This window comes from Pseudomonas sp. MN1F (assembly GCF_009391885.1).
Classification (GTDB): Bacteria; Pseudomonadota; Gammaproteobacteria; order Pseudomonadales; family Pseudomonadaceae; genus Aquipseudomonas.
In genome coordinates, this window is the sequence record NZ_VZII01000029.1 from 51,912 (window position 1) to 66,421 (window position 14,510).

At 63.2% G+C, this 14,510-nt stretch carries 16 protein-coding genes; 9 read left to right on the forward strand and 7 right to left on the reverse strand.

What is annotated here, in order from left to right:
- The first annotated feature begins 19 nt into the window (after positions 1-19).
- Together urtE and F6X59_RS15440 are read left to right on the forward strand one after the other, a co-directional pair.
- Positions 20-718 (forward strand): urea ABC transporter ATP-binding subunit UrtE, encoded by a 699-nt coding sequence (gene urtE, locus F6X59_RS15435; RefSeq protein WP_152956959.1) that lies wholly within the window; start codon positions 20-22, stop codon positions 716-718.
- Positions 719-749: 31 nt separating this feature from the next.
- Positions 750-1,265, forward strand: a complete 516-nt coding sequence (locus F6X59_RS15440) for a GNAT family N-acetyltransferase (RefSeq protein WP_152956960.1) — start codon at positions 750-752, stop codon at positions 1,263-1,265.
- A 64-nt stretch (positions 1,266-1,329) separates the two neighbouring features.
- Here the strand turns inward: F6X59_RS15440 and F6X59_RS15445 are convergent, their stop codons facing one another.
- Together F6X59_RS15445 and cbpA are read right to left on the reverse strand one after the other, a co-directional pair.
- The gene (locus F6X59_RS15445; RefSeq protein ID WP_152956961.1) at positions 1,330-1,635 is read right to left on the reverse strand and encodes a chaperone modulator CbpM; all 306 of its coding nucleotides are present in this window, start codon (positions 1,633-1,635) and stop codon (positions 1,330-1,332) included.
- Positions 1,636-1,637: 2 nt separating this feature from the next.
- On the reverse strand, positions 1,638-2,606 hold the full coding sequence (gene cbpA / locus F6X59_RS15450; RefSeq protein ID WP_152956962.1) for a curved DNA-binding protein: 969 nt from the start codon (positions 2,604-2,606) through the stop codon (positions 1,638-1,640).
- Positions 2,607-2,769: 163 nt separating this feature from the next.
- Between cbpA and F6X59_RS15455 the strand changes: the two genes are divergently transcribed.
- Positions 2,770-4,041, forward strand: coding sequence for an Hsp70 family protein (locus F6X59_RS15455; RefSeq protein WP_152956963.1), 1,272 nt, complete (start codon positions 2,770-2,772; stop codon positions 4,039-4,041).
- A gap of 36 nt (positions 4,042-4,077) precedes the next feature.
- Here F6X59_RS15455 and F6X59_RS15460 read toward each other — a convergent pair whose 3' ends face one another.
- Both F6X59_RS15460 and F6X59_RS15465 read right to left on the reverse strand, forming a co-directional pair.
- On the reverse strand, positions 4,078-5,085 hold the full coding sequence (locus F6X59_RS15460; protein ID WP_152956964.1) for an AI-2E family transporter: 1,008 nt from the start codon (positions 5,083-5,085) through the stop codon (positions 4,078-4,080).
- Between the two features lie 70 nt (positions 5,086-5,155).
- Positions 5,156-5,443 carry a PsiF family protein gene (locus F6X59_RS15465; RefSeq protein ID WP_152956965.1) on the reverse strand — a complete coding sequence of 96 codons (288 nt, stop codon included), beginning with the start codon at positions 5,441-5,443 and terminating at the stop codon, positions 5,156-5,158.
- Between the two features lie 139 nt (positions 5,444-5,582).
- Here F6X59_RS15465 and F6X59_RS15470 point away from each other — a divergent pair, with 139 nt between their 5' ends.
- Positions 5,583-6,455 (forward strand): DMT family transporter, encoded by an 873-nt coding sequence (locus F6X59_RS15470; protein ID WP_152956966.1) that lies wholly within the window; start codon positions 5,583-5,585, stop codon positions 6,453-6,455.
- Here F6X59_RS15470 and F6X59_RS15475 read toward each other — a convergent pair.
- Positions 6,452-7,342: a triacylglycerol lipase gene (locus F6X59_RS15475; RefSeq protein WP_152956967.1), complete on the reverse strand. Its 891-nt coding sequence runs from the start codon at positions 7,340-7,342 to the stop codon at positions 6,452-6,454. The genes F6X59_RS15470 and F6X59_RS15475 overlap by 4 nt on opposite strands.
- Positions 7,343-7,465: 123 nt before the next feature.
- Between F6X59_RS15475 and osmE the strand changes: the two genes are divergently transcribed.
- Together osmE and F6X59_RS15485 are read left to right on the forward strand one after the other, a co-directional pair.
- Positions 7,466-7,807, forward strand: coding sequence for an osmotically-inducible lipoprotein OsmE (gene osmE / locus F6X59_RS15480; protein WP_110633567.1), 342 nt, complete (start codon positions 7,466-7,468; stop codon positions 7,805-7,807).
- 48 nt (positions 7,808-7,855) lie between these two features.
- Entirely contained in the window at positions 7,856-8,386 is a 531-nt protein-coding gene (locus F6X59_RS15485; RefSeq protein WP_152956968.1) for a bacterioferritin, read from the forward strand.
- A 28-nt stretch (positions 8,387-8,414) separates the two neighbouring features.
- On the opposite strand, the gene F6X59_RS15490 is transcribed toward F6X59_RS15485, so the two are convergent.
- Complete coding sequence (locus F6X59_RS15490; protein WP_152956969.1) at positions 8,415-10,481, reverse strand: AsmA family protein; 2,067 nt, start codon at positions 10,479-10,481, stop codon at positions 8,415-8,417.
- 341 nt (positions 10,482-10,822) lie between these two features.
- On the opposite strand from F6X59_RS15490, the gene F6X59_RS15495 reads away from it, so the two are divergent.
- The 3 genes from F6X59_RS15495 to F6X59_RS15505 all read left to right on the forward strand — a co-directional run bounded on the left by F6X59_RS15495 (position 10,823) and on the right by F6X59_RS15505 (position 13,039).
- Positions 10,823-11,140 (forward strand): hypothetical protein, encoded by a 318-nt coding sequence (locus F6X59_RS15495; protein ID WP_152956970.1) that lies wholly within the window; start codon positions 10,823-10,825, stop codon positions 11,138-11,140.
- Between the two features lie 122 nt (positions 11,141-11,262).
- Positions 11,263-11,898, forward strand: a complete 636-nt coding sequence (locus F6X59_RS15500; RefSeq protein WP_152956971.1) for a TetR family transcriptional regulator — start codon at positions 11,263-11,265, stop codon at positions 11,896-11,898.
- A gap of 43 nt (positions 11,899-11,941) precedes the next feature.
- Complete coding sequence (locus F6X59_RS15505) at positions 11,942-13,039, forward strand: AGE family epimerase/isomerase (protein ID WP_152956972.1); 1,098 nt, start codon at positions 11,942-11,944, stop codon at positions 13,037-13,039.
- A gap of 148 nt (positions 13,040-13,187) precedes the next feature.
- Here F6X59_RS15505 and F6X59_RS15510 read toward each other — a convergent pair whose 3' ends face one another.
- A complete protein-coding gene (locus F6X59_RS15510; RefSeq protein WP_152956973.1) occupies positions 13,188-13,955 on the reverse strand; it encodes an SDR family oxidoreductase in 768 nt (255 codons plus the stop codon).
- Positions 13,956-14,510: the final 555 nt, after the last annotated feature.

Genomic DNA, 14,510 nt, shown 5'->3' on the forward strand with positions numbered 1-14,510 from the left:
TCAATACCAAGGACAAGACATGCTGAAAATCGACACCCTGCACCAGTACTACGGCGGCAGCCACATCCTGCGCGGCCTGTCCTTCGAAGCCAAGGTCGGCGAAGTCACCTGCCTGTTGGGCCGCAATGGTGTGGGCAAGACCACCTTGCTGCGCTGCCTGATGGGCCTGGTGCCGGCCCGCGAAGGCAATATCGAGTGGGAAGGCAAGCCGATCACCACGCTCAAGCCCCAGCAGCGGGTGCACGCCGGGATCGCCTACGTGCCCCAGGGCCGGGAAATCTTCCCGCGCTTAACTGTCGAGGAGAACCTGCTGATGGGCCTGTCGCGCTTCCCGGCCCGCGAGGCACGTGAAGTACCCGCGTTCATCTATGAACTGTTCCCGGTGCTGGAGCAGATGAAGCAACGCCGTGGCGGCGACCTGTCCGGTGGCCAACAGCAACAGCTGGCCATCGGCCGGGCCCTGGCCCGCCGCCCACGGTTGCTGATCCTCGACGAACCGACCGAAGGTATCCAGCCCTCGGTGATCAAGGAAATCGGTGCGGTGATCCGCCGCCTGGCCGAGCGGGGCGACATGGCGATCCTGTTGGTGGAGCAGTTCTACGACTTCGCCGAAGAACTGGCCGACCAGTACCTGGTCATGGCCCGTGGCGAAATCATCCAGCGCGGCCGGGGTGAAAACATGCAGGCCGAAGGTGTGCGCGGGCTGGTAACCATTTAATCTGCAGTCAACGATCCTGCGAGACGCTGTCATGAGTTACGTAATCCGCGATGCCCTGGCCACCGACATACCGGGCATCCTCGACATCTACAACGACGCCGTGCGCAACACCACGGCGATCTGGAACGAAACACCGGTGGACCTCGCCAACCGCCAGGCCTGGTTCGAAGCACGGGCGCAGCAGGGTTACCCGATCCTGGTGGCCGTGGATGACAGCGGCGTGCTGGGGTATGCGTCGTTCGGTGACTGGCGGCCGTTCGAGGGTTTTCGCCTGACCGTGGAACACTCGGTGTATGTGCGCGGCGACCAGCGTGGCAAGGGCCTGGGGCCTGTGTTGATGGTGGCGCTGATCGAGCGGGCGCGTGAGTGTGGCAAGCATGTGATGGTCGCGGCCATCGAAAGTGGCAATGCCGCCTCGGTACGCCTGCATGAGCGACTGGGCTTCGTGGTGACCGGGCAGATGCCGCAGGTGGGGGTGAAGTTCGGCTGCTGGCTGGATTTGACCTTCATGCAGCTGGTGCTGCATCCGGGGGCTGAACCCAGCTGAGATGGATGTGGGCTGTGCTGGCCTCTTCGCGTATAAACCCGCGAAGAGGCCAGCACAGCCAATATCACATCTGGATAAACCTGCCCAACCGCTGCTTCAGCATGCTGTTCTCGCTGCGCAACTGCTGCAGTTCCTGCAACAGTTCCAGCGCCAGCGCCACCCCTTCCCATTCCAGTTCCAGCTCTTGATGCAGCTTCGCCGCGCGCTTGGCCAGCAACGGCGCCTGATCGTCGAACAACCAGTCCTCCGGCGTTCGCCCGGAAGGTTCGACAATGCCGTGCTCGACGATTTCGATCACGCAGTCAGCCGTGATATCGGCTTCCTGACACAGGGTTCGCATATCCAGTTGAACGATCAGGGTGCTGCTCATGATCACTTACTCCATTGTGTCCTCGGGTCGAACGCCGCTTTCTCGGAAAGCTGGGTCCACAGTTCACGGGTAGCAGCGTCGGAAGCCGGCGGCATCACCACTTTCAGCTGCGCATAAAGGTTGCCACGCTCGCCGTTCTTGTTCGCCAGGCCCATGCCTGGCACCCGCAGGCGCTGGCCGCTCTGGCTGTCGGGGCGGATGGTCAGGTTGATCTTGCCGGTGAGGGTCGGCACCGCCACCTTGGTACCCAGGGCAGCCTCCCACGGCGCCAGCGGCACGGTGATGATCAGGTCATGACCTTCGACATCGAACAGCGGGTGCGGTGCCATGCGCACGGTCAGGAACAGGTCGCCATTGGCACCGCCGCCGACACCCGGAGCACCCTGGCCCTTGAGGCGGATGCGTTCGCCGTCGGTGACCCCGGCGGGGATCTTCACGTTCAGGGTCTTGGTGGTGAACCCGGTGCGCTGGCCGGCCGCGTTGGTCTGCGGCACCTGGAAGCTGATCTGCTTGGATTCCTTGCTGAGGGTTTCTTCCAGGAAGATCGCCAGTTCCAGTTCCACATCCTGCCCTCGCCTACCGGCACTGCGTTGTTGTTGCCGGCCGCCACCACCGAACGGGTTACCGCCGCGGGCTCCGAAGATCGAGCTGAAGAAGTCGGAGAAGTCGCCGCCCTCGAAGCCACCGCCAGCGCCCCCCGCGCCGCCACGGCTCTGCCAGCCCGGTGGCGCCTGGAACGGCCGGCCATGCTGGCCGCCGTACTTGCGGATTTCGTCGAACTCGGCGCGCTTTTGCGCATCACCCAGCACCTCGTAGGCCTCGTTGGCCTCCTTGAACTTGTCCTCGGCGTCACGTTCCTTGCTGACGTCAGGGTGATACTTGCGCGCCAGCTTGCGGTACGCGGCCTTGATCGCCTTCTCGTCCGCCGTGGGCTCTACGCCGAGTATCTTGTAGTAGTCTTTGAAGTCCATCTATGGATCACCAGTGTGAATTTTCGTGTTGCAGCTGAAGATAGGGTTCAAGCATAGCCTTTCAAGGTGCGCTTGGGGTTGCCTCAAGGCAGACGATCGGTCTTGATTCTGTAGCCAACTCGCATACACTGCGCGGCCGTTTTGCCTCCGGAAGCCTTTTCCCATGTCTGACGTATCGCCGGCCCGCGCCCTGGGCATCGACTTCGGCACCTCCAACTCCACGGTCGGCTGGCACCGCGAGGGCGCCTCGTCGCTGATCGCCCTGGAAGACGGCAAGATCACCCTGCCGTCGGTGGTGTTCTTCAACATCGAGGAGCGTCGCCCGGCGTATGGTCGCCTGGCGCTGCACGAGTACCTGGAAGGCTACGAAGGCCGCCTGATGCGCTCGCTCAAGAGCCTGTTGGGTTCCAAGCTGATCAAGCACGACACCAGCGTGCTGGGCAGCGCCCTGCCGTTCAAGGACCTGCTGGGCATGTTCATCGGCGAGCTGAAAAAGCGCGCCGAGGCTGCCGCCGGTCGTGAATTCGAGCAGGTGGTGCTGGGCCGCCCGGTATTCTTCGTCGATGAAGACCCGGCCGCCGACCAGGAGGCCGAGGACACCCTGGCCGAGGTAGCGCGCAAGATCGGCTTCAAGGACGTGTCGTTCCAGTATGAGCCGATTGCCGCAGCGTTCGACTACGAGTCGGGCATCAGCCGTGAAGAACTGGTGCTCATCGTCGATATCGGCGGTGGTACTTCGGACTTTACCTTGATCCGCCTGTCGCCCGAGCGCCACCTGGTGGCCGAGCGCCAGAGCGACATCCTCGCCACCGGCGGCGTGCACATCGGCGGTACCGACTTCGACAAGCAACTGAGCCTGCAGGGCGTGATGCCGCTGTTCGGCTATGGCAGCCGGATGAAGAGTGGCGCGCTGATGCCCACCAGCTACCACCTGAACCTGGCGACCTGGCACACCATCAACGCCCTGTACTCGCAGAAATCGCAGCTGGCCTTGGGCAGCATGCGCTACGACATCGAGGATACCTTGGGCATCGATCGCCTGTTCAAGCTGATCGAAGAGCGCGCCGGGCACTGGCTGGCGATGGAAGTGGAGGCCAGCAAGATCGAGCTGACCGACCAGGCCAGCCGCCGCGTGGACCTCAGCCGTGTCGAGCGCGAACTGAGTGTCGACCTGACCCGGGTGCTGTTCGAGGAGGCCATCGAAGGGCTGCTGGAGCGGGTGCGCGGCAGTGTGAGCGAGTTGCTGGCCAAGGCTGGCGTGAGCGCGGGCCAGGTCGATACGGTGTTCTTCACCGGGGGTTCGAGCGGGATCCCGGCACTGCGCAACAGCGTGGCGGCGATGCTGCCGAATGCGCGGCATGTAGAAGGCAACATCTTCGGCAGCATCGGTAGCGGTTTGGCTATCGAGGCCCGCAAGCGCTACGGCGCTGCCTGAGCCATCCTGGGGCTGCTTTGCAGCCCCAGCAATCTTTCAGACCAGCTCGGCCCGCTTCAGCTCACTCTTCAGGTAGGCGTAATAGACCGGCCCCGCCACCACCCCCGGCAAGCCGAACGCCGCCTCGAACACCAACATCGCCAGCAGCAGCTCCCAGGCCTTGGCACTGATCTGCCCACCGACGATCTTCGCGTTGAGGAAATACTCGACCTTGTGGATCACGATCAAATAGCCCAGCGCCGCCGCCGCCACCCAGATCGACAACGACATGCCGACGATGGTGATCAGGGTGTTGGACATCAGGTTGCCGATCACCGGCAGCAGCCCAAGCAGGAAGGTCAGCACGATCAGCGTCTTGGTCAGCGGCAGGTGCACGCCGAACGACGGCAACACCACGGCGAGGAAAATGCCGGTGAACGCGGTGTTGAGCATCGAGATCTTGATCTGCGCGAAGACGATGTTGCGAAACGCCTGCACCAGCAGGTTCAGCCGCTCGAACAGGGCCGCAGCCAAGGGCTTGCGCCGGGAAATGTCGGGAATGCGCTGCAGGGCGATGATGGCCCCAAGGATCATGCCGATCAGCAGCGTCACGAACATGTGCGCCATGCCCTTGCCCACCAGCTGCAGGTCGCTGAGGTGGCTCTTGATCCAGTCACCGATGGCCACCTTGAACTCCGCCGCACTGGCCGGCAGGTAGGCTTCGATGAACGGCGGCAGCTGGCTGCGGGCACGTTCGACCAAGGTCATGAACTTGTCCAGCGAGGCGCCGGGGTTTTCGGCTTCGTGCAGCAGGAAGCTGAAGGCACCGGCAATAAGCAGGGTCAGCACACTGACCACCAGCACACCCAGCAGCGCCACCGCCAGCCAGCGCGCACGCTGCCCGGCGATCAGCGGTTGCAGGCGCGGGGTGAGCATGTTCACCAGTTCGAACACCAACAGCCCGGCCAGCAGGCTGGGCAGCAACTTCAGGGGCAAAGCCAGCAGCAGCCCGGCCATGACGATGATCAGGCTGGCCAGGGTGATCTGGCGGGGGGTGAAAGTCATACAGCCTCGACGGCAGACGGCAGGAATGCCCGCAGTCTGCCAGCCTTCAGGGCACAGGCATAGGCGCAGGTCACTTCTTCTTCAGGCAGTCGCTCATGAACGCCTTGCGTTCGTCACCCTTGAGCGCCTTGGTGGTGGCGTCGGCGTTGCAGGTCTTCATCTTGTCCTGCTGCGACTGGGGCACGTCCTTCTTCAGGCAAGTGCTCATGAACGCCTTGCGTTCGTCACCCTTGAGCGCCTTGGTGGTGGCGTCGGCGTTGCAGGTTTTCATCTTTTCCTGTTGCGCCGTGTTGGCGGCAAATCCTTGCGCACTGAACAACACGGCCAACACCAGCAGGGGCATGTGCAGCATTTTCATGGAGTGGTCTCCTTGACTCCGCGCCCGATGCACGGACATGCGCCTGAGTGTAGACAAGATTTTTTACATTTTGCCCGGGCATGGGCCTTCATAATGGTCAGCCAGGCGTCACTGCCAAAACGAAAGAGTCTGTTGCTGCATGAATTACGCGTTTCCCCTTTTCGCCATTCTCATCTGGGCCGGCAATACCGTGGTCACCAAGATGTCGGCCGGCGCCATCTACCCTGCCGAAATCGGCTTCTACCGCTGGCTGCTGGCCGGCGCACTGTTCACCCCGTTCCTGCTGCCCGCCGTGTGGCGCAACCGTGCGGCCATCCGCCCGCACCTGGGCAAGGTGGCCATCCTCGGCGTGCTGGGCATGGCCGTGTATCAGAGCCTGGCGTACTTCGCCGCCGGCATTACCAGCGCCACCAACATGGGCATCATCCTCTCGCTGATGCCGTTGATGTCGCTGGCCCTGTCCATCGCCTGGCTGGGGCAGCGCCTGAGCTACGGCGCCCTGGCAGGCGCCGTGGTGTCGTTCGTCGGCGTGCTCGAAGTGGTTTCCGCCGGCCAGCCGGGCATCCTGCTGGAACAAGGCTTGAACGGCGGCGACCTGCTGATGCTGGTGGCGACCCTGGCCTACGCGCTGTACAGCTTCCTGTTGAAGAAATGGCAGCTGCGCCTGCCGCCGTTGCAGCTGCTGTACCTGCAAGTGCTGGTGGCCATCCTGGTGTTGCTGCCGCTGTTCCTGCTCTCGGCCAAGACTGGCCTGAACGGCCACAACATCGGCCTGGTGCTGTACGCCTGCGTGCTCGCCTCGATGATCGCGCCGCTGGTGTGGATGCAGGCCGTGCATCGCCTGGGGCCCAGCCGTACCACGTTGTTTTTCAACCTGTTGCCGGTGGTGACCGCACTGATCGCCGCGGTGGTCCTGGACGAACGACTGGCCAGCTATCACCTGATCGGTGGTTTGCTGACCTTGGTCGGGGTCATTCTGGCCGAGCGCTGGACCACCCCGGTGCGCCGCTAGAGCCCTGCTGCCTTGAGCCGCGCCGCATGTTCGGTGAACAGCCGCAGCGGCTCGGCACCCTTGCCCACGGCGCCTAGCGACTGGTTGACGATGTCCAGGTGATCGAGCGGGAAGTCATCACCGATCACCTGCCCCAGGTGCGAGCTGAAACGCCCGACCATGCCGTCGCAATGGCCCTTTTCCCTGACGAAACTGCGCGCGAACAACCGGCAGAAGCGGTTGCTGCCATCGAAGCGGTTACGCCCCTGGTCGGTCAGCCCGGGCTGCAAGGTGCCGGACCAGGAGTAGTAGCGCACGCCGCCCACCTCGTATGCCCCTTCCCCGCCCCAGGTTTCTGGCAGCCCCTGTGGATAAGCCTGGTTGAACAGGGCCACGCCGGCGCTGGTCAGGGCCTGGTGTGAAGCATGCAGGTCGACCGGCAGCGGGTCGCGCCGCCAGCCGGTTTCCAGCCATACCAGCAATACTGCCAGGCCATGCAGGATGGCTTTGAGCAGGCGCCCCTGGGGTGAGTGACCTGGCGCCCTGCGCTCAAGGTGATCGGCCAGCTCCGAACCATGATTGGGCCCCGCCACCGACGTGACCGAGGCCACCCGATCCGGCCGTTTGGCCGCCGCATAACGCGCGTTCAATGCCCCCTGACTGTGGCCGATGAGGTTGACCTTTGCCGCGCCGGTGCGCTGGCAGATGTCTTCGATGATCGCCAGCAACTGCTCACCGCGCACCTCGTTGGAATGCAGCGGCGAGACCTGCACCGGAAACACCTGCGCACCGCCCTTGCGCAATGCCGGCACGATGCCGAACCAGTATGGATAAAGCAGCACCCGGACAAAACCGAGCATGCCTGGCACCAGCACCAACGGGTATCGCGTGGCCAACTCCTGCTGCATGGCTTGAGCCCCTTTGCGTGGACGATCGGCCAACACTAGCGCTGCTTCGATGACCACCGCAATCGAACTCCCGACGCTTCTCGCGGTTCCAACTCAAACAGACCCTTTGCAAGGAGCGGGACCATGTACAAGCAGACCCTGGCAATCCTTCTGGCAAGCGCCGCCCTGGCCGCCTGCAGCAGCCACCCGGAAAACCCGGTGGACCATGTCACCTACCGCGACGAACCGCTGGTCAAACAGGTGGAAAACGGCATGACCATGCAGAAGGTCATCGCCATCGGCGGCAGCCCATCGAACGTGATCGACCTGCCGCACGGGGGTACCTGCAACGACTACATCCTCAACCGCGACGGCCACCAGCAGCCGTACTACGTGCGCTTCGACGCCACCGGCCATGTCGATGCCAAGGGCTTCAAGACCTGCAAGCAACGAGAAGAAGACAGCAAAGCCGCCCATGGCGCTTGAGCCTCCTGTTCACCTTGACCACCCGTCCTGATCTGTTTGGAGACAATCATGAGCAACGTTGAACTGACCGATGTGCAAACCCTGCGCGAGCGTGCCCGCCAGCACGTCGAGCAAGGCGCGGTGACCGAGGGTTACCACGCCGATCGCAAGGAAATCCTGCGCCTGCTCAATGAGTCGCTGGCCACCGAACTGGTTTGCGTGCTGCGCTACAAGCGCCATTACTTCATGGCCAGCGGGATCAAGGCCAGCGTGGCGGCCAGCGAATTTCTCGAACACGCGAATCAGGAAGCCGAGCATGCCGACAAGCTGGCCGAGCGCATCGTGCAGTTGGGCGGCGAGCCGGACTTCAACCCCGACAACCTGACCAGGAATTCCCATGCGCAGTATGTGGCGGGCAGCTCGCTGAAGGAGATGGTGCTGGAGGACCTGGTAGCGGAGCGGATTGCGATCGACAGCTATCGCGAGATCATTCAGTACATTGGCGATAAAGACCCGACTACGCGCCGTATCTTCGAAGACATCCTGGCCCAGGAAGAAGAGCACGCGGACGATATGTCCGACTTGCTTCAGGGGCTGTAATTGCTGGGGGCGCTTTGCGCCCCCCCTGCTATTTCTGCTTTTTCACCGCAGCCGGCGCCTTGCCGGCTTTCATCTGCTGCAGCAACGGCGTGCACTGGTTGGGCTCATCGCCGCTGCTGGGCGCCACCAGCGCCAGCAACCCGGCAGCCGGACCGGCAACCACCCCCAACGCCAGCATCCCCGCCCCGCGCAACGCCAGCGGCACCGCTTGCACCCCGGCACTCGGCTTGGCAAACGGCCCGCGCACATACAGCGGCGAACGCAGCGAGAACAACCGCAGCCCCTTGGATTCCGGGGTGACCTTCAAGTCCAGCTGCTCACTGGCAAAGTTGGCCGTACCGTTGATGTAGATGATCGCGTTCTCGGTATCGAAGATGAACAACCGCGTAGTCGCCAGCCCGTCCTTGATGCCGACATCCGCCGCCGCACAGTTGATCTTCACGTCCTCGTCACCGAACAGCTTGCCCACCACGTAGTTGCCGACATTGAGCCCGGCAATCTCCATCAGGCTGCGGCTGATGGCACCATCGTTGATCAGCAGGCGCAGGTTGCCATTGGCCGTGCCCAACAACGCCGCCACCGAATTGCCATGGCCGCTGATGTCGGCGTCGCCGTTCAGCTCGCCGAAGCTGGTCTGCATCGGCGCAAAGCTGGGGAACAGCTGCTTGAGCTTGAAGCCTCGCGCTGTCAGTTGGGCGCGCCCCTGCAAAGGCACGTTGCGGCCGTCCAGGCGGATGTTGGAGCCCAGGCTGCCACCGGCCACGCCAAAGCGCAGCGGCTCCAGGCGCAACAGGCCGTCGTCGAGGATCACGTGGGCGGACAGGTCATTGAATGGCAGCTTTTCGCTGTGCACGATGCGCTTGCCGGCAAAGGTGACGTCGGCGTCCATGGCCCGCCAGCGTTCGGTGCGGAACTCCTCCACCGGCAGCACCTTGTCGGCCGGTTGCTTGCTGGCACCACCGCGGGCTTTCTGCTCGGCATTGGAGTCGGCACCAATCAACGGGGCCAGGTCCTTGAACAGCAGCTGGTTGGACACCAGGTTGCCGGAGAGCTTGGGGCGTGGCTGGCTGGCGACGAAGGCCAGGTCGCCATGAATGTCACTGTCGCCGATCTTGCCGTTGAAGCCCTGGTAATTGAAGGTCGCGCCTTCGGCGGCATGCAAGTTGGCGCTGAGCCGGCCATCGGTGGAATAGGCCGGGGTGTCGGGCAACGTCACGCCGGTCAACGGGTAGAGGTTGCCCAGGCTGGCACCGGACAGGCGCAGGCGCAGGTCCAGTGCGCCGAGGTTGCGCGGGTCGGTCAGGGTACCGGCGAGCACCACATGGGTATCGGCAATACGCACGTCGGCCTGCAGCGGGAACGGCTGGCTGGCGTCTTGCAGCGCCAGCAGGCCACCAATCTTGCCGGTGCCGGATACCGGCTGGCCTTTGTAGCGGCCTTGAGCCTTGAGCCCGAACGCATAATCCTGGGCGCCGCCGGCCTTTTCGGCGCTGGCCTTGCCGACGATTTCACTGAAGGGGATCGGTTTGCCGAGCGGATCGATCTGCACCTTCATGCTGGTTTTCAAGGTCTGGTCATCGAAGCTGACATTGCCTTGGTCAAAGCCGATGGCACCGATGTCCAGCTGCCACTTGGACGGCTCCTCGTTCTCGTCCTTGGGCCCGAAGTCGAAGGTCCAGTTGGCGCGGCCATCGGCCAGGCGCGTGAGGTTGGCGGTGGGCTTGGTCAGGTCGATGCGCGGGATGCTGATCTGCTGGAACAGCAGTGGCAGCGGCGCCAGGCGGAACTCCACACGCTCCAGGCCGACCATCTGCGGCTCCTTGAGCCATTCAGGGTTGCCCAGGACCAGGTCTTCAGCAATGAAGTGCGGCCACGGCACCCAGGCGCGCCAGCCGCCTTCTTCCGGCTCGGTGCGCCAGTGCACGGCGAGGTTGCCATTGATTGCGAACGGCCGGTGCAAGGCCTCGGCAACCTTCTCGTTGAGCAGCGGCTTGACGCGGTTCCAGTCGAAGGTGGCGATGATCACTACCAGGATCGCCAGCAGGGTCAACAGGGTGGTTAAGGTCCAGACGAGGATTCTGGCGGGACGCGTCATTGCGTGATTCTCCTGACGGCTTGGCACAAAGCAGGCGTAACGATGGCACTCAAGATCTCGGACTGATGAAAACCCGCAGGGTTTTATCGGAGGCCGCCATGATAGCGAGTTTTTTTCGGGTTTCTTGCGCAGCTTTTGCGCTTGGGCAGGGTTGCCCAGCCCCTCGAATCGTTACTGGCAAATAGCCGCAAATCACCCTGAAATAGCTGGAATAGAGCCTTCGGCTGACGCTATCAATACCGTCGATTGTTACCATTACCCGTATGAACTTCTCTCTGGCGACACCGGGCGTAACATTGGCTTCGTACCCACTTTCCAGCCCCCGAGAGGAGCACCGAACCATGAAACGCACCCTGCTGACCCTGACCCTGTCGATCCTTGCGGCCAACGCCTTCGCCCTGCCAGCTGCCGACCAGCACCTGACCGCCGAATCACGCTCCAGCGCTGCTGAAATCGCCCAACCGCTCAAAACCGTTGCCGAAGGTGGTTCGGATCGCCTGATCGAACGCTCCGGTCGTGTTGCCGAAGGTGGCTCGGACCGCCTGATCGAACGCTCTGGCCGTGTTGCCGAAGGTGGCTCGGACCGCCTGATCGAACGCTCTGGCCGTGTTGCCGAAGGTGGTTCGGATCGTCTGGTTGAAATCAGTCATGTGAGCTGATCGCCATGGCCGAAAAGAACAATCTCTGTCACACCGCTTGCTCCCCTCCCAGCCCGGTCCATTGACCGGGCTTCGTTTTTTTATCTAGAGTGCCCAGCCTCACCGTCACAGAAGCCCGCCCCATGCTGCCGCGCGCCGAACAGAAGCTACAGACCCGCCAGGCCTTGCTGGACGCCGCCTGCCAGCTCATGGAGAGCGGCCGTGGCTTTGGCAGTGTGAGCCTGCGCGAAGTGGCCAAGGCGGCAGGCATCGTGCCTACCGGCTTCTATCGGCACTTTTCCGACATGGACGCCCTGGGCCTGGCACTGGTAGCCGAAGTCGATGCCACGTTCCGCCAGACCATCCGCCTGGTGCGGCATAACGAATTCGAGCTCGGCGGTATCACCGATGCGTCCGTGCGCATCTTCCTCGACGTGGTCGCCGCCCACCGCGCCCAGTTCCTGTTCCTGGCCCGCGAGCAGTACGGCGGCTCGCAAGCCGTGCGCCAGGCCATCGCCCGCCTGCGCCAGGACATCAGCGACGACCTGGCCACGGACCTTGCGCGGATGAAGCGCTGGCAGCATCTGGACAACGCCGCGCTGGCGGTGATGGCCGACCTGGTGGTGAAGACCGTGTTCGCCACCCTGCCGGAACTGATCGACAGCCCGGAGCCGGGTTATCCACAGGTGCTGAGCGCCCAGGAAAAGATCACCCAGCAACTGCGCTTCATCTTCGTCGGTGCGCGCCACTGGCAAGGGCTGGGCAACCCACAACCCTAGTTCTGCTACCATGGCGCCCTGCCCGAAAGCGACGAGCGCCCACATGCCCAACCCCCGCCCCACCCTGCCCGAACTGGCCCGCTTCAACCAGCACTTCGCCGAGCGCATCGTGCCGCTGTGGCAAGGCCCGGGCTGGAACGCTGAAATGGCCCTGCCCTACGAGGCCCTGGACGCCCAGCACCGTCCGTTGCCGGTGCAGCGCTACCGGGCCATGGCCTGTGCTCGCCAGCTGTACCTGTTCAGCAGCCGTATCGGGCAACCGGGGGCGGCCGAGCGGGCGGCGGCGCTGTTCCGTTCATTGCAGAAGCACTTCCACGATGCCGAGCACGGCGGCTGGTTCTACAGCATCGACGCCGAGGGCAAGCCGCTGGACCGGCGCAAGGACCTGTACACCCACGCCTTCATCGTGTTCGCGTGCGCGCACTACTGGGGCAAGGTTGGCGAAGGCCTGGTGGAAGCCACCCTCAATGCCGCCCTGGAAGTGGTCGACGAGCAGTTCGCCCGGGATGATGGCCTGTATGAAGCCAGCCTTGGCGAAGACTGGGCCGACCTCGGCAGCGGCCCGCTGCAGAACCCGCAGATGCACCTGGCCGAGGCCTTCCTGCAAGTGCTGGCGGTACGCGAGGACGAGCACGTGCAGCAGTCGCTGCTGCAACTGTGCACAGCCCTGCAGGAACATTTCATCGAGCCGCAACACGGGCTGATGCTGGAAAAGCCCCTCGGCGCTGTGGATAACTGGTTCGAGCCGGGGCATCAGTTCGAATGGTTCTACCTGCTGGAAACCTCACCGCTGCTGCGCGGGACCGCACTGCATGCCTCCATCGAGCGGGCCTTCGGCTATGCCGAGCTGTGCGGGGTCAATAATGCGGCAGTGCTGGCCATGCTCGACGTAGAAGGCAGCGTACTCGATGCCACCCAGCGGATCTGGGCGCAGGCGGAATACCTGCGGGCGCTGGTTTTGCGTCCGGGGAATGAGGCGAAGCTGCTGGTCCAGTTGAAGGCGATGGAACAACAGTTTCTACATACCGGTGGCTGGTATGAATGCCGGGATGGTGAAGGGGCGGTGAGCCGGCATGACATGCCGTCGACTACGCCTTATCACCTTGCTACCTGCCTGGAAGGTTTGCAGCGCCTGAGCTGACACCTCCCCTGTGGGAGCGGCCTTGCGTCGCGAAAGGGCTGCAAAGCAGCCCCAGCAATTTATGCATTTGCGCTGAAACCGAGGGGCTGCTGCGCAGCCCTTTCGCGACGCAAGGCCGCTCCCACAGGTCGGTGACAGGGCCCTCGGATCAGTCCCTGGTGGAGCGGTCGATCGACAGCCCCGCGAAGTCCTGGCGCACCGGCATCAGTTCGAGGCTGTTGATGTTGATGTGCGCCGGCTGATTGAGAATCCAGAAGATGGTCTCGGCAATGTCCTGCGGCTGGATCGGCTCGGCGCCCGCGTAGGTGGCGTCGTACTTGGCTTGGTCACCGCTGTTGCGCACCAGCGAAAACTCGCTCTCGCACAGGCCCGGCTCGATGTTGCTCACCCGCACGCCCGTGCCGCGCAGGTCGCAGCGCAGGCTCAGCGAGAACTGGCCGACGAAGGCTTTGGTGCCGCCATACACGTTACTGCCCGGGTATGGGTAGTTGCCCGCCACGGAACCGACGTTGAGGATCGACGCGCCGCGACCATGGGCGATCAGGCGTGGCAACAGCATGTGGGTGGTGTACATCAGGCCCTTGATGTTGGTGTCGACCATGGTTTCCCAGTCGTCCAGGCTGCAGTTCTGCGCAGCGTCCACACCCAGCGCCAGGCCGGCATTGTTGACCAGGCCGCGCAGTTTGTCGAAACCGGCCGGCAGGCTGGCGATGGCCTGCTCCATGGCCTTGCGATCACGCACGTCGACGGCCAGGCCGTGCACTTCGGTCTTGGCCGACAGCTCGGCGCACAGGGCATCCAGGCGTTCCTTGCGACGGCCTGTGAGCACCAGTTTCCAGCCGGCCTCGGCGAAGCGGCGGGCGGTGGCCTCGCCGAAGCCGGAAGTGGCGCCAGTGATGAATACGGTGGACGTCATGCTCTGTTCCTCACGGTAGGTTGTCCTCGACAGCTTTGCAGCATGCCCGCGACGGGCGTTGGCAGCAAGCCGCACACCTAGCTGGTCATTTTTTGTTCATGTATGGCAAAGCCGCGTGGCAGAAGGCTCGGCGCCAGCTATGCGCATGTTATCCACAAGGCTTTCCCCACGGATTGGGGGCAACTTGTCCACTGCGCGGAACCCTTTCAGCATGTCGTGGTCAGTGAGTATCTTTTCGGTGATGGCGCAACGCTTTCAAGCATGCCGCCTGCAGCGGTCTGTCCAAGGCTTTCCCACAGACTTATCCACAGGAAATGAAGCGCCCTTGGCAGGGCCAGGTATGTGCAGAAAACGGCTGTGAAATCATTCTCAAAGGGCCACTGACCAAATTATGAGCAGATCCTTGCAGGCCACGAAACTAAAGGGATGGAGCGAGGTGCCACCATGTTTTCCACAGGCGGTTCCACATTTATCGTGGAAAAGATTCAACCTGTGGAAACAAGGGCTTGCGAGAGGGTTGTCGAGTACGTCGAGAAAGATATGCGACAAGTTGTC